This window comes from Sphingomonas sp. 37zxx (assembly GCF_000786205.1).
Taxonomy (GTDB): Bacteria; Pseudomonadota; Alphaproteobacteria; order Sphingomonadales; family Sphingomonadaceae; genus Sphingomonas.
Genome location: NZ_JROH01000014.1, coordinates 47,351 through 61,479 on the forward strand (window position 1 = coordinate 47,351; position 14,129 = coordinate 61,479).

The following is a 14,129-nucleotide window of genomic DNA, read 5'->3' on the forward strand; positions in this document are numbered from 1 at the left end:
CTGATGCTAGCCGGAGTCGCGATCGCGACGGCGGTGCCGACCTTGGCTTTTGCCCAGTCGGCAGCCATCAACCTTGGCGAAGGATCGGTTTCGAGCCGCGCGATCATGCTGGTCATGATGCTGACGGTGCTCAGCCTGGCTCCCGGAATCCTGATGACGGTCACGTCGTTCACCCGTATCGTGGTGGCGCTTTCGCTGCTGCGAACCGGGATCGGCGCACAGGGCGTGCCGCCCAACCCGGTCATCATCAGCCTCGCGCTGTTCCTGTCGTTCTTCGTGATGGCACCGACGTTTGAACAGGCATGGGAGCAGGGCGTATCGCCCTACAGCGCCGGCACGATGACCGAACAGGAAGCCTTCACCAAGACCGCCGAACCATTTCGGCAGTTCATGCTGAAACATGTTCGCACCGACGACCTGCGGCTATTTTCCCAATTGTCGGGCAAACCCCCGGTCACGCGCGCCGAAATGCCGCTGACCACGCTGATGCCCGCATTCATGATCTCGGAGCTTCGGCGCGCGTTCGAAATCGGCTTCCTGCTGCTGCTGCCGTTCCTGATCATCGATCTTGCGGTGTCGGCGGTGCTGATGGCGATGGGTATGATGATGCTGCCACCGCCGACCATCGCCCTGCCGATGAAGATCATCTTCTTCGTGCTGGTCGATGGCTGGGCGCTGGTCGCGGGGTCGCTGGTCAGGAGTTTTGGCGGGGTAAGTTGACGAGACTGGCACGCCCCCGCGCAAAGCGTTCGGGGCGTGCCAGCCACTGCGCCAGCTCGGCAAACCCCAGCTTTTCGGCAAAAGCCAGGCCGACCATATCGTCGCTGACCCAGCGCACCAGCGCGCGCCTGGACCCGAGCATCGGAATACACAGCACCACGCAATCACCAACGCCAAGCGTGCCGTTTGCCCGCACGCGCGCGCCGCCCTGTGAAACGTCGACCAGCACTGCCGCCGCGATATGGCCTTCATGGCGCACGACCACCGGGCAATCAGCGGTCAGCCTGGGTGCGCGTGGGACCACGCCATTGCGTACGCGCGGTGCCTTGGCCGGCGGGGCCAGCACTTGCGCGATGTCTACCGGCGCGATGAACCGAACCCCGGCCGAGCCATCCTTGGTCCAGACCACTTCGGATCGGACCGTCACGCCGTTTTTCAGCTCGACACAGATGGGCTGGCCGCGATCGACCGGGGCCAGCGTCTCGATCCGCATGCCGCCGGTGGAGATGTTACGAATGCGGCACAGATCGTCGCGCATGCCGTCGGAGAGGCGACCGACCAGGAAGATGGTCGTCAGACGGGCATCGCGCGACTTCAGCGCGGTGTCCTCGCGGGTGGGTGACGCTGCGGCCATGTCCAACACTCCTTTGCGAAAAACAATCGATCTGCGGGCATAGGAACGCGCCCGTGTCATGCCGGGCCGGCCTGCGTGATGACGACCCGGCGAACCACCTTGGGGCCGAACGCTTCATCTGCCGACGCCTTCACCAGCTTGCGAAAAACCTCCAGATTGGGAAGCATGCCGTCAGGGCCGCTGGCCATCGGCGCGCGAAACGTACGCATGTTGATGGCGTTCAGCAGCACCGGCATGCGCGGCGTCACGAATGCCGCATCCTCCTCGTTCGTTTCCAATTGCACGTCGAACTGAACGTAGCCCGACAGCCGCCCGTCAGCATATACCAGCGGGGCGAGGATCTTGCCGGTCGGGGTAAAGCTGGTCGTCATCTCGGCGACAGGCTGTTCGGGCTGGGCTTCGGACGCGGGCATCAGCGTTCGCACGCCGAACGCGGCACCGCCACCGACGCCAATTCCCGCCAGTGCCAGCAGCGGCAGCGCTAATACTGGTTTCACTCCTGGTCCAATCTCAAAATTTGAAGCTTGTATCGCTGGGCAGCGTCGGTGCTTCGCCCACGGCGATGATGGTGATGCGGCGATTTTCGGGGCGGTCGGGCTGGCCGGGATACACAGGCTGCGTACCTGCCAGCGCGACGACCTCGGTAAAGCGGTCAGGCGTCAGCCCTGCGGCGATCATCGTAGATCGCGCCGCCAGTGCACGCTCGCTCGACAGCCGCCAATTCGCGTCGCTCTGGCCGCCGATGGCGTCGGTATGCCCCTCGATCGCGATCTGCGCGCCCGATGGTGCCATCTTGCGCGCAACCGTGGAAAGCATGACGCGAGCGAAAGGGTTGAGCGTGGCAGTGCCGGCGACGAACATCGACCGGCCCTTGGTATCCATCAGCGTGATCCGCACGCCTTCGCGGTCGGTTTCGACGCGCATGCTGCTTTGGTTGTCGGGCTGTGTTTCGAGTGCGACCCGCAGTTCCGCCGCCATGATCCGCATCGATGCATCAGGTGCGGTAGCGGTCGCCCCGCGCCCCTTGCCGCTTTGCGTTTGGGGGGTGCTGGCTGGCTGGCGCGCCCGATTGGTATCGGCGGGGGCCTTGCGGGGTTGCCCCCCGGCCACGGGCCGGCTGCCTGCCGCCGAAGACATCGGGGCGGACGACACCGAATTCGGGCTTTCGGGCGAGAAATACTCGGCCAGTCCCTTCAACTGTGCCTTGTCGGGATTGGCAAGCAACCAGAGCAGCATGAAAAAGGCCATCATCGCGGTCACGAAATCGGCATAGGCGACCTTCCACGCGCCGCCATGATGCGCCGCATGGCCGCCCTTCTTTACCTTGCGGATGACAATCGTCGGTTCTTTTGCCTTGGGTGCGAGCGCCATGACCGATCAGGCCGCCAGCGACAGCGCCGAGCGCAGCTTGTCCTGCACGATACCCAGCCGAACCTGGCTGACCGCGTCCACCGACTTGGCGCCTTTTGCCATCCGGTCGAGCAGATCGGCACTCTCGTCAGCGCGCTGGATGACCAGGTCAAAGGTCTGGAGCTGTTCCATATACGCCATGGCAAACGCCTCGTCGGACACCAACGTGTCCGCAAGCTGCTCGATCAGCATCCGTACATCGCGGATTTCGGTCGCGATGGCAGCATAGAGCGTCCCGGCGAGGTTATCGATTTGTGCCATAGCTCTTGAAGCCTGTTCCGAAGTGCTGAAAGAAAACCGACGCCAGCGACGCGATTAGAACAATTCCAGATCGCCATCGCCTGCCGGCAACACCACCGGCGCGCGAACGATCTTGGGTGGCTCGGCAACCGCACGCGAGCGGGCCTTGCCTTCATAGGGTATGAATTCCACGCGCCGGGCATGCGTGCCGCCCAGATCGCAGTGACCGATCGCAATGCCCTCGGTTTCCATGAACCTGCGGGCAAAGGCCGCGTTGTTGGCGCCGATCGACCCCAGCCCGGCAATGATGTTGGCCCCACCATAAAGATGGGCGCGCATGCGCGAGCGCGATGCGCCCTTGCGCATCAGGGCATTGATCAACAGCTCCATGGCATGCACGCCATAGCGCTGCAGATCGGCTTGTCGGATATCGTCGTCCTTGCCCGGTTCCCCCAGCAGGAAATGGTTCATGCCCCCGACGCGGCTCTCGGGATCCTGCAAGCATACCGCCACACACGATCCCAGCAATGTCGAGATCACCACGTCCGGATCACCGGATACGTGGTTCTCACCCTGGATGATGGAAACGCGGCGCATGGCGTTAAGACAATTCGCCGAAGACGCGCTCGATCTTTTCCTTGAGCGCGGCTGCGGAAAACGGCTTCACGACGTAGTTGTTCACTCCCAATGCAGCGGCCTTCTGCACAATGTCGCGATCGGCAGAGCCGGTCAGCATGATGAATACAGTTTTCCCGATCACAGGATCTTTACGCACTTCCTCCAGGAACTGCAGACCGTCCATGTCTGGCATGTTGTAATCCGAAATGATCAGGTGGACCCGATCCGAACGGATCGCGCCAAGGGCGTCCACCGGGCCAGCCTTGTCGCGAATATCCTTGAACCCCAAATCTTGCAGGGTACGGCGGATCATCGCGCGCATGCTGGTCTGGTCATCGACCACCATCACCTTGATTGCAGCTGCGGCTGGCATCAATCGCTTCCAAACTTCATTTGCGGCATGCGCCGAGGATAGCCCCGGGCATGGCGGTTAAGGCAATTTCGCGCTCCACGGCGCCCAGCGCGAACGCTGCGCGCGGCATGCCGTAGACGACACAGGTTTCCTTGCTCTGGCCAAGCGTGCGAGCACCGGCCTGTCGCATCGCGAGCATCCCGGCGGCACCGTCGGAGCCCATGCCGGTCAGCATGACGCCGACCGCCGATGGACCAAGCTGTGCGACCGAGTGGAGCAAGACGTCCACCGACGGGCGATGGCCGCTATAGGGCTCAGCCGCCCGCAATTTGATCCGACCGTGAATGCCCCCAATCAGTTCCATATGTCTTGACCCCCCAGGAGCAATATAGACGGTCCCGGTGGCGATCGGCGTCCCATCCTGCGCTTCTACGACGTTAAGCGCACACTCGCCGTTCAGACGTGCGGCGAAGCCCGGCGTGAAGGCGGCCGGCATGTGCTGGACCACCAGAATCGGCGGGCAATGCACCGGCAGCGCCTTCAGGATGTGGAACAATGCCTCGACCCCGCCGGTCGATGCGCCGATCGCGATCACCACGTCGCGCAAGGTGCCGGGCGGCGATGGCTTGAGCGGCGTACCCGCATCCGCTGCACGCTGCACCGTCGATCGCGCTGCGGCCTTCACCGTCGCACACAGCCGCTCCGAACTCAGCGCAATGTCCAGCGGGTTGCCCGTCGGCTTGGCGATACAGTCGACCGCGCCCAGGCGAAGTGCCTCGATCGTAGCCTCGGCCCCACGCGCGGTAAGCGTCGAGCACATGACCACCGGCATCGGCCGCAGGCGCATGATCCGTTCGAGAAACGACAGGCCATCCATGCCCGGCATTTCGATGTCGAGCGTGATGACGTCGGGGTTGAGTTCCTTGATCATCGCCCGTGCCACTTCGGGCTCAGGGGCGACACCGACCACTTCAATCTCACGATCGGCTGACAGCGTGCGTTTCAACACGGCGCGCATCGATGCGCTGTCGTCGACGATCAATACCCGTACAGGAGGTTGCATCTGCGTCATGTCCGGCCACCGTGCTTTACATAAATCGTCTGGCCACAATTGCTCATGGCCTTCGTAGCAGCACCGATCAGGCGTTCGGAATGACCGATATACAGATACCCCCCCGGCGCGAGCATGTCGACGAACCGGGCCTCGAGCTCGGCCTTGGCTGCATCATCGAAATAGATCATCACGTTGCGGCAAAAGATGACGTCATATTGCTGGCGCATCGGCCAGGCGTCGAACAGGTTCAGGACGCGCGCCGTCACCAGCGCCCGCGCTTCTTCGACCATCACATAGTCCGGGCCGACCTGACGCATCCATTGATCGCGATAGGCCGCGGGAATCGGTGCGACCGTTTCGGCCGAATACACGCCCTTGGCGGCGCTGGCGACGACATGCGGCGCCAGATCGGTCGCCAGCAAGCGAACGTCACCCTGGCGAAGCCAGGACGCCGACGCACTGCTGGTACCCAGCAGGCACATGGCAATGGTGTAGACTTCCTCACCGCTAGAGCAGCCCGCCGACCATATCCGCACCGGCTGTCGCCGCGCACGGTCCTGCAACCACGGCATTGCCGTGCGGCATAGATGCTCGAAATGATGATTTTCGCGGAAGAAATGCGTGTGGTTGGTGGTGAGCGCGACGATCATCGCCGCGCGCTCTTCGGCATCGGCCCCGACCATCTGGACATAGTCCCGAAACGTCGAAAGCCCGTGCGCGCGAAGCCGCCGGCTCAACCGCGACTGGACCAGCGTGATCTTGGCCGGCGTCAGGTGAATACGGGCATCGCGTTGCATGATATTGGCGATCGCCGCGAACTCGGCGCTGCCAAGCTCGGCGTTGCCCGCCGCTTTCAGCGCATCAGCGCTGCTTGGCGACGAACCGGTCACGACGGCGTCCATTACGCAGCCAGCTCTAGATGCTGGGTGAGATTCAGCGCGTCGAGATCGAGCAGCAGCACCATCGTCGATGCATCACCGGCGGCGGCACCTTCCTGGGTGCGCGGCGCGACCTGGACCAGCCCGGCAATGATGCTGGGCTCGCCGATCTCGACTTCGGGAGCCGGCTGAATCTCGCTTTCGTTGATCAGGATGATGTCGGCGACCTCATCGACCAGAAAGCCAGCCTGCTTGCCCGCGATCGTCACGACCAGGATGCACGAGCGCGCATGCAGTACGCTTGGCTCCCAACCCAGCCGTTCGGACAGGCCGACGACGGGGACCACGGTGCCGCGCAAGTTGGTCACGCCCTTGATATAGGCCGGGACGCTGGGCAGCGGCGTCGGGTCTTCCCACTCGCGGATCTCGATCAGCGACGTCATGTCGATGCCGAACATCTGATGACCCAGCGTGAAGGTTACGATCTTGCGTTCACCAGGAGAGTTTAACGTGCTCATGCTGCCAATCCTTTGAGTGGGAATTTCTGGAGTATCTGGCCCGCCGACGAGACCAGCGCGTCGATATCCAGAATGAGGGCGATCGATCCGTCACCCAGGATGGTGGCACCACCCAGCCCGCGGATCGGGTGGAGATTCTGGTCGAGGCTCTTGATCACCACTTCGCGGCGATCGTCGATCGTATCGACCATCAGACCGACATGGCCGGCGGTCTCGCTTTCGACGATGATTACCAGCGACTCCTCGGGCCTGCGGCGCGTTTCGGCACCGAAGCCGAACAGGTCGGTCAGTCGCCGCACCGGCAGATATTGCCCGCGAAGTTCGATCACTTCGCTGGTCGGCGTCATCGCGCGGACTTGCCCCGGCTCGGGCCGCACCGTCTCGATCACATTGGCCAGCGGCAACACGAAGCGCTGCCCCGCCAGACGAACGATCATGCCGTCGAGGATCGCCAGCGTCAGCGGCAGGATCATCGTGAATGTCGTGCCCTGTCCGGGGGTCGAGGTGATGTCCACCCTGCCCCCAAGCGCCTCGACGTTCGAGCGGACCACGTCCATGCCGACACCACGACCCGAAATGCTCGAGATCGTCTCTGCGGTGGAGAAGCCGGGGGCGCAGATCAGCTGGTCGATCTCGTCATCCGACAACACCGCATCGGCGGCGATGATACCCTTTTCGACTGCCTTGCCGCGCACCCGCGCCCGATCGATCCCCTTGCCGTCATCACTGACGCGCACCAGGATGCGCGCGCCCTTCTGCTCGGCGGAAAGCGTGATCCGGCCTTGGGGCGATTTGCCGGCGGCCACCCGATCCTCGGGGCTTTCGACACCATGATCGACGGCGTTGCGGATCATATGGGTCAGCGGATCGCCGATCTTCTCGATGACCCCCTTGTCGACTTCGGTGGTTTCACCGCTCACCTCGAGCGTCACCTGCTTGCCGGTCTCGACGCTAAGGTCGCGCAACATGCGCGGCACGCGCGAGAAGGCCTGACGGATCGGCTGCGCGCGCAGCGACATCACATTGTCCTGAATCTCGCGCGTCAGCCGTGCGAGTTCGGGAAGTTCAACGCGCTCCTGGTCTAGTGGCGACAGCCGGTCCGACAGGATCGACCCCCGGATCACCAACTCGCCGACCAGGTTCAGCAGCATGTCGAGCTTGGTCAGATCGACACGGATCGTCTGGCTCACCGGGTCCATCGGACGCGGTTCGGGCGCGGCGCGCGCGGCTGGCGGCGGCGGCGGTGCTTTTTCGACCACCGTCAGCACTGGCGCAGCAGCGACCGGAGCGGGCTCTGGCTCTGGCTCTGGCTCTGGCTGGGGTGCAGCCTCGACCACCGGCTCCGGCTCGGCCACGGTCGGCACTTCCGGCGCGACGCCCGGGATGATCTCGATCAGCGAATCAGGCGCGACGAAATCGAAACACTCGGCGATCGCGCTTTCGTCGACCGTCGCGGGCACCGACAGCGTCCAGACGAGATAGCTCTCTTCAGGGTCAATATCGCGCAGCGATGGCAGCCCTGAGACGTCACACGACAAGATCACGCCGCCGATCCGCTCGACTTCGCGGATGCTCAGCAATGGTTCGGCACCATTGGCCAGTGCCGCGCGCGACGGACCGAAACGGACGGTCCACGGCATCGGCTCGGACGGCTCCAGATCGTCCAGCGCAACGCCCACCGGCTCGAAACCAAATGGATCGAAATCATCGACCGTCGCGACAACCGGGCTGAACCCAAATTCGTCTTCGGCGGGTGCTGCGGCAGCCTGGGGTGCCGCCGCTTCAACGGCCGCGGCAGGAGGTGCCGCAACAGCCGCGCCGCCGGCGCTTGGGACACCCTTGTGCGCCAGAATCTCCTCAAGCGCAGCAAGTACCGCAGCGTCCGACGGCAGCGCCGCCACACCCTGCGCGGCCGCGACATGGTCGGCCAGAATGTCGAACGCGGTCAGCATCACCTTCGTGACCTCTGCCGTCGGGACGATCTTGTCCGAACGCACCTCGTCGAGCACGTTCTCGAAGCAATGTGAGAAGGCAAGCAATGCCGAATGGCCAAATGCGCCCGACCCGCCCTTGATCGAATGCACCGCGCGGAACACGCCGGCGATCACGTCCTTCGACACATCACCCGCCGCCATCGCAGAAAGGCCCTGCTCGGCTACGGCAAGTCCTTCGGCGCATTCTTCAAAGAAGATCGCCTGGATTTCGTCGAGTTCGTCGCTCACGGGCAGACGCGGCGGATTGCCGCTCCTAGCTTTTCGGCATCAAACGGCTTGGTGATCCAGCCCGTGGCTCCTGCCGAACGAGCACGGGTCTTCTTTTCATCCGAAAATTCGGTCGACAGCACCAGGATCGGCGTGCCGCGGAACTGCGGCACCGCGCGAACGGCTTCGATCAGCTCGAACCCGTCCATCTTGGGCATGTTGATGTCGGTGATCAGCAGATCGGGAACGACATCGTGCATCCGCTCAAGACCGTGCTGGCCGTCATTGGCGCTTTCGATCCTAAAGCCTTGTGCCGTCAAAGAGGTCTTAAGCAACATCCGCATGCTTGCGGAATCGTCGACGGTGAGAATGAGCTTGCTCACTGGGAGAGTTCCTTTCCGGCCTCGAGGCCAATCGCTTCGGCGAGCTGGCAGCCCGATACCCGTTCTGAAAAAGCGTCGCTTACGCCGACGAAACGAAAGTCCTGATCCTGCTCAATCGCTTCCTGGCGAGCGGCGATCAGCAGCTGCAACACCGCCTGGCCGACGCTGAGCAGCGACGAAGCATCGATTGCCGTGCCGTCGACGGTATCCGCAGCGGCGATCAACTGGGCCTGCAGGTCGACGGCGGTCACCGTCGTGCCATGCCCGCTCAGGCAGATCACGCCGGGCTCGGCGTCGGGGTCAGGCGGGGAGAGCGTTAAGGTCATTTTTAGCCTCTTCGAGCGAAGTCTCGAGTTGCTGGAAAGAAGGAGCGAAGCTCGACGGGATCATCCGCCGTGCGATTTCAACCGCGACCTGGGTCGGTAGACCCTGCGCGTGACCCAGGATCGCGGTCTTGGCGATCATGAATGGCTTGCCGTCGTCATCGACGATCGACAGCAATTTCGAAGCAAGCGGGCCAACCAGGCAATACGCCAGCAACACGCCCAAAAAGGTGCCGACCAGTGCGCCGCCGATCATCGCGCCCAGCACTTCCACCGGCTGATCGATCGACGCCATCGTCTTGATCACGCCCAACACGGCGGCCACGATGCCGATCGCCGGCAGGCCGTCCGCCATCGTCTGCAACGCCATTTGCGGCAGCAGCTCTTCGGCATGGTGCTTGTCGATGTCGTTCTCCATCGCCTCGGCGAGTTGATGGGGATCTTCGAGGCTGATGGTCATCATTCGCAAGTAATCACAAATGAATTCAATCAGATGGTGGTCGGCCAACAAGCGCGGATACGGCGAAAACAACTTGCTGGAAGCCGGATCGTCCAGATGCGATTCAATGCCGGTTGCCCCGCCCTTCTTGAACGTGCTGAGCAAGCCATACATCATCGTCAAAAGGTCTTTATAGTCGCTGTCCTTCCAGCGCGACCCCTTGAACGATCGAACCAGTCCCTTTCCTGCATTCTTCACCGTGGCAAAGCTATTGGCGACAATGAATGCACCAATAGATGCACCGACGATCGCCATCAATTCATGCGGCAAGGCATGAAGGATTACCTCCATACTTCCCCCCGACAGCAAAAAGCTGCCGAAGACGCATCCGAGGATCATCAAAAATCCAACACCGTTCAACATGACGTACTTGGTTTCCTCGAGCGATGGCCCGTAGTGCATTATAGGAAGAATGCGACGGTGCGGGCATGCGGGTTAGTAATTCTAGGACTCGCCGCGCATCAGGCGGCGGTGCGGTCCTGCCACTCGATCACTTTCATGTAATTTCGCAGCCGGTTCTGCTCCAACGACGCCAGCAACGGGTTGTCGTGATAGGGCGCGACAAGCTCGGCTATCGCGGCGCTCCAGGATTCTTCGACATCGAACAGGATGCCCAGCCCGAACACCGCCGGCACATGGGCAAAGGCCAATGGCCGGCCAGACGCGGTGGATTCGGCGATGAAATCCTCCACCGCGGTCAGCACGCCATTGCGCGGCCCGCCTGATCGGTTCGCCATCGCCCATGCCTGTTCGCCGCGAAAGCCCTGCCCCGGCACCAGATCGATCCGGCCCAGCATCGCGCCGGCCCCGAACGTGTGGGGGTGGCGATATTCGGGGGGAATCCGCTCCGGCGCATAATACATGTCGCGGCGCGCGGTGGGCCAGCTCACGTCGTGCAGGAAGGCAAGCAACGGCTTGCCGTCGCGCTTGCCCACCCGCGCGGCTGCCTGAAGCTCGTGAAAGACGGTGTAGTAATTATGGTCGCCGTCGATCACCCAGGCATCGACGTTCTGTAGCGTGTCGATCACCTCCAGGCTCGGCGCGGCGACATGGGTCACTTGCGACGCTCGCTTGGCCCAGGCCAGGAACTCGTGCTTGGGCGCGGGATCGATGCTGGTGAGATGGCCGTCCACCGCCTCGACATAATCGGCCAGCATCTGCGACATGCCGCCGAACTCGGCACCGATCTCGACCACATGCCGCGCCTCGGCGCACCCCAGGCTGCCCAGGATCAGGTCGGAAAATTCACGCATCGAATGGATCAGAAGGTCGGTCATTCCACGTCCTCCCCAACCAATGCGGCGCGGGCATCGATCGGTGCTGCGGCGCGCGCGGTGGCGCGCTCGGTGATCGGGCGAAAGACGACGGCGAGCATCATCGCGCGCGCATCCTTGCGCGGTGGTGGCGGAATCATCATGAACGACGCTTCGTCTTCACAGCGGAACAGATGCGCGCCGTTGCGCTCCATCCCTTCCAGCGTCGGCACCGCGTTGACCTGCTCGGCACCGGCGCGCTGCTGCTCGCTCAGGAAGCGATCGACCGGCATGAACACGGCGCTTTCCACCTGCAGCCATTCATACAGCCGGCCAAATTGCAGCCCCACCGCATAGCGGCAGTCATGGATCGGGATCGGTGCGATGTAATAGCCGTCATGCGTCGGGGTGGCGGTGATGGTCGCGGTTTCGACATTGCGGCCATCGGCGATCAGCACCGGCAGGGTGATCGTCTTGTCAAAGAAATCGGCGTATTTCAGCGCCAGGCCAAATCGCCGCTGCGCGAACAGCGTCAGCTTCACCGCCAGCCCTTCGCCATTCAGCTCGGCGGGCAGATACATCCGCTCCTCGCCGCGCATGTAGAACAGCCCGCGCTGGCGCAAGCCTTGGCGGCCGATCGCCGGATCGAACAGCGGCACGGTATAGCCGACCCCCAGGTTCACGTCGTGCTGAAACTGTTCGAGCACCGCCAGCTCCTGCGGCATCGGCAGGAACATCAGCCGCGCCAGGGCAGCAACCGCAGCGCGCTGATGCCCGATCGATCCGGTTCGCGGCTCAGGTCGGATAATCGCCCGGTCGGCCCCGCCCGCAAAGGCAATCGTACCGCGCTGCACCGAGTCGCGTACCGTGCTTTGCCCGCCCTTGATGGCGTTGACCGCGCGCACCGGCTTGCCGTCGGCGGTATAGTCGACGACCGACCCTTGCGCTGCCGTGCAAAGCTGTTCGAGCACCGCGACATTGCCGCACAATGCGTCGAGCGTATCGGCATCATAGCCATTGGCATCGATGAACCCGGCCTTGTCGAGGCCCGAAATCTCCTGTTCGCGCAGCAACAGATACCGCCCCGCGACGTCGACACCCAGCATCCGGCGAAGCACCGGCTCGACCTGGTTCTGCACCGAACCATTATAGCCAAGGTCGACCATCAACAGCGTGTCGCCCACCGCCGGCGCGACGATCGCGTTCAGATACGCCTTCAGCCGCTCGGCGAACTGGCTCGATCGCGCCAGCACCTGCTTCATGCGCGATCCCGATCGGATCGCCTTGCACAAGGCGACATGGTTTTGATCGGCGGGCAGCGATCGCAGGATCACCGTCTGCTCCTGCGGCTCGAACAGCAATTGGTTCAGGATCACATGCGCCGGGGTGGTCGTTTCGGTTTCGAGATAATGGACCACATCCTCCTGCGTCGCGAAGCTCGCCGCCGTCGCGGTGAATCGGCTGATCTCGGCGGCATGCGTTGCCAGGTCATTGCCGACCGCATCGAACACCAGTCGCGGCAAATGGCCGTCGCGCATCAGAAACAGGATATGCACCTGCCCGGCGCGCTTGGCCCGCAGCGCCGCCGCCTCGTGCGCGATCCAGTGCGCAAAGCCGTGCAGCACCGGGCCGATGGTGGTGAAGCCCAGCAATTCGGCAGGATCATCGATCGCCGGTTCGCCGATCGCGATCGGTGCGCGGTGGGGCTGGATATGCCCGTTCCTGGGCAAACCGCCGACATCGACCATCGCGCTGGTCGCCGCTTCCAGGCGCAGGCGTTGCTCGGTGGCCGATGAAAATTGCTTCAGATGCAGCGCATGCACGCCGGCAGCCTTGCCGGCGGCAAGATCCGCCTTGGGGTTGTCACCGACATGCAGGATGGTTTCGGGGCGCACGCCCAGCTTCTTGATGACCCTGACGATCAGGCCGTCGCTCTTCGACACACCGAATTCGGAGGAACAGAAAATCTCATCGATCAGCGACCGCACCTCATCACCGGCGGCGCGGGCGATCAGGTCGCCCAGCTGCACTGCGTTCAAATAGGTGTCGCTGATGATCACGATCTTCAGCCCGCGCCGCCGCGCGTCGCGCATCAGCTCGACCGTGGGTAGAAAGGCAAAACAGTGAAAGGCTTCGGCCGCCAGTTCGTCCGCGATCATCGCCGCGCGTTCGGCAGGCTCGGCGTTCGGGAGCAGCTGGACATAAATATCCTCGATGCTCACTTCCTTGCCGTGGCGCTGCACCATCGCGCGCGATCGGGCGCGCTGTTCGGCCCAGATGCGCTGTTGCTGCGTCGTGCCTTGCAGCGTGCGGAACACATCGCTTGGCGCATGGGTGTCGCGCCACAGCAGCGTATCGAAACAGTCGAGCGACAAAATGGATACGCGGTCATAGCCGTCCAACGCTCGCGGAAGCGCACTGGCGAGTATCGTCTCATGCATGTGAAGGCTCCATCGGTCGGTGCCCATCGATCTGAATGGCGCACACCACATTATAGGAGGGAGCAGTGGCAAGGTTGCCGCGCTTCGCGCTGAGAACCGTCTAAAATGGAGTATCAGCCAGAGGAAAGCCTATGTCGCTCAACGCCTATGAACGTGCCCGCAACATCATCGAAACGCCCCGCCAGGCCGAACGACGTCTGATGTGGCAGATTACCGGTGACATGATCGAAGCACGCGACGCCGGCCATTCGCGCGGCCAGCTAATGCCCGCGCTGCATCGCAATCGTGAGCTGTGGCACACTTTCTCCGCGGTTTGCGGTACTACCGGGAACGAGCTTCCCCCGACGGCGCGCGCCAGCATCATCTCGCTGGCATTGTGGGTGGATCAGTTCACCAGCGACGTCATCGCCGGCCGGGAATCGATCGACGATCTGATCGCGGTCAATTGCGACATTATCGAAGGGCTGTCGGGCACCGGCATCGCAACAGCCTGAGGCAGCGCGAGGTTACCGGCTGGCGGCGCCTCGCGCCGCCAGCACCCCTTTGCCGAATACCGTACTTTGATAAAGGCTTCATCGGACCACTAACAGGCTGCTGAAAAAGGG

Annotated in this window: 17 protein-coding genes; 2 read left to right on the forward strand and 15 right to left on the reverse strand. The window is 63.1% G+C overall.

Annotated elements, in window-relative coordinates:
- Nucleotides 1–3 precede the first annotated feature (3 nt).
- Nucleotides 4–720, forward strand: a complete 717-nt coding sequence (fliP, locus tag QU44_RS08360; protein WP_131602433.1) for a flagellar type III secretion system pore protein FliP — start codon at nt 4–6, stop codon at nt 718–720.
- On the opposite strand, the gene QU44_RS08365 is transcribed toward fliP, so the two are convergent.
- From QU44_RS08365 to QU44_RS08435, 15 genes are all read right to left on the reverse strand, one after another.
- Nucleotides 695–1,354 (reverse strand): PilZ domain-containing protein, encoded by a 660-nt coding sequence (locus QU44_RS08365; RefSeq protein ID WP_052134497.1) that lies wholly within the window; start codon nt 1,352–1,354, stop codon nt 695–697. The genes fliP and QU44_RS08365 overlap by 26 nt on opposite strands.
- A gap of 56 nt (nt 1,355–1,410) precedes the next feature.
- Complete coding sequence (locus tag QU44_RS08370) at nt 1,411–1,851, reverse strand: flagellar basal body-associated FliL family protein (protein ID WP_033921490.1); 441 nt, start codon at nt 1,849–1,851, stop codon at nt 1,411–1,413.
- A 13-nt stretch (nt 1,852–1,864) separates the two neighbouring features.
- Nucleotides 1,865–2,725: a flagellar motor protein MotB gene (locus tag QU44_RS08375; protein WP_033921491.1), complete on the reverse strand. Its 861-nt coding sequence runs from the start codon at nt 2,723–2,725 to the stop codon at nt 1,865–1,867.
- Between the two features lie 6 nt (nt 2,726–2,731).
- Nucleotides 2,732–3,025: a hypothetical protein gene (locus QU44_RS08380; RefSeq protein WP_033921492.1), complete on the reverse strand. Its 294-nt coding sequence runs from the start codon at nt 3,023–3,025 to the stop codon at nt 2,732–2,734.
- A gap of 54 nt (nt 3,026–3,079) precedes the next feature.
- A complete protein-coding gene (locus QU44_RS08385) occupies nt 3,080–3,601 on the reverse strand; it encodes a chemotaxis protein CheD (RefSeq protein ID WP_033921493.1) in 522 nt (173 codons plus the stop codon).
- A gap of 4 nt (nt 3,602–3,605) precedes the next feature.
- A complete protein-coding gene (locus QU44_RS08390; protein ID WP_033921494.1) occupies nt 3,606–3,995 on the reverse strand; it encodes a response regulator in 390 nt (129 codons plus the stop codon).
- A gap of 16 nt (nt 3,996–4,011) precedes the next feature.
- Entirely contained in the window at nt 4,012–5,037 is a 1,026-nt protein-coding gene (locus tag QU44_RS08395; protein ID WP_033921526.1) for a protein-glutamate methylesterase/protein-glutamine glutaminase, read from the reverse strand.
- Nucleotides 5,038–5,042: 5 nt separating this feature from the next.
- Nucleotides 5,043–5,930, reverse strand: a complete 888-nt coding sequence (locus QU44_RS08400; protein WP_033921495.1) for a CheR family methyltransferase — start codon at nt 5,928–5,930, stop codon at nt 5,043–5,045.
- Nucleotides 5,930–6,424, reverse strand: coding sequence for a chemotaxis protein CheW (locus QU44_RS08405; protein ID WP_033921497.1), 495 nt, complete (start codon nt 6,422–6,424; stop codon nt 5,930–5,932). The genes QU44_RS08400 and QU44_RS08405 overlap by 1 nt, the downstream gene beginning before the upstream one ends.
- On the reverse strand, nt 6,421–8,646 hold the full coding sequence (locus QU44_RS08410; RefSeq protein WP_033921499.1) for a chemotaxis protein CheA: 2,226 nt from the start codon (nt 8,644–8,646) through the stop codon (nt 6,421–6,423). Before QU44_RS08410 ends, QU44_RS08405 begins: the two co-directional genes overlap by 4 nt.
- The gene (locus tag QU44_RS08415) at nt 8,643–9,008 is read right to left on the reverse strand and encodes a response regulator (RefSeq protein WP_033921500.1); all 366 of its coding nucleotides are present in this window, start codon (nt 9,006–9,008) and stop codon (nt 8,643–8,645) included. Before QU44_RS08415 ends, QU44_RS08410 begins: the two co-directional genes overlap by 4 nt.
- Nucleotides 9,005–9,334 (reverse strand): STAS domain-containing protein, encoded by a 330-nt coding sequence (locus tag QU44_RS08420; RefSeq protein ID WP_033921502.1) that lies wholly within the window; start codon nt 9,332–9,334, stop codon nt 9,005–9,007. Before QU44_RS08420 ends, QU44_RS08415 begins: the two co-directional genes overlap by 4 nt.
- The gene (gene motA / locus QU44_RS08425; RefSeq protein ID WP_033921503.1) at nt 9,309–10,193 is read right to left on the reverse strand and encodes a flagellar motor stator protein MotA; all 885 of its coding nucleotides are present in this window, start codon (nt 10,191–10,193) and stop codon (nt 9,309–9,311) included. Before motA ends, QU44_RS08420 begins: the two co-directional genes overlap by 26 nt.
- Before the next feature lie 98 nt (nt 10,194–10,291).
- Nucleotides 10,292–11,107, reverse strand: a complete 816-nt coding sequence (locus QU44_RS08430; RefSeq protein WP_033921504.1) for a class I SAM-dependent methyltransferase — start codon at nt 11,105–11,107, stop codon at nt 10,292–10,294.
- Nucleotides 11,104–13,524, reverse strand: coding sequence for an HAD family hydrolase (locus QU44_RS08435; protein ID WP_033921505.1), 2,421 nt, complete (start codon nt 13,522–13,524; stop codon nt 11,104–11,106). Before QU44_RS08435 ends, QU44_RS08430 begins: the two co-directional genes overlap by 4 nt.
- A 131-nt stretch (nt 13,525–13,655) precedes the next feature.
- On the opposite strand from QU44_RS08435, the gene QU44_RS08440 reads away from it, so the two are divergent.
- Entirely contained in the window at nt 13,656–14,018 is a 363-nt protein-coding gene (locus tag QU44_RS08440; RefSeq protein ID WP_033921507.1) for a flagellar biosynthesis regulator FlaF, read from the forward strand.
- The last annotated feature ends 111 nt before the right edge of the window (nt 14,019–14,129 follow it).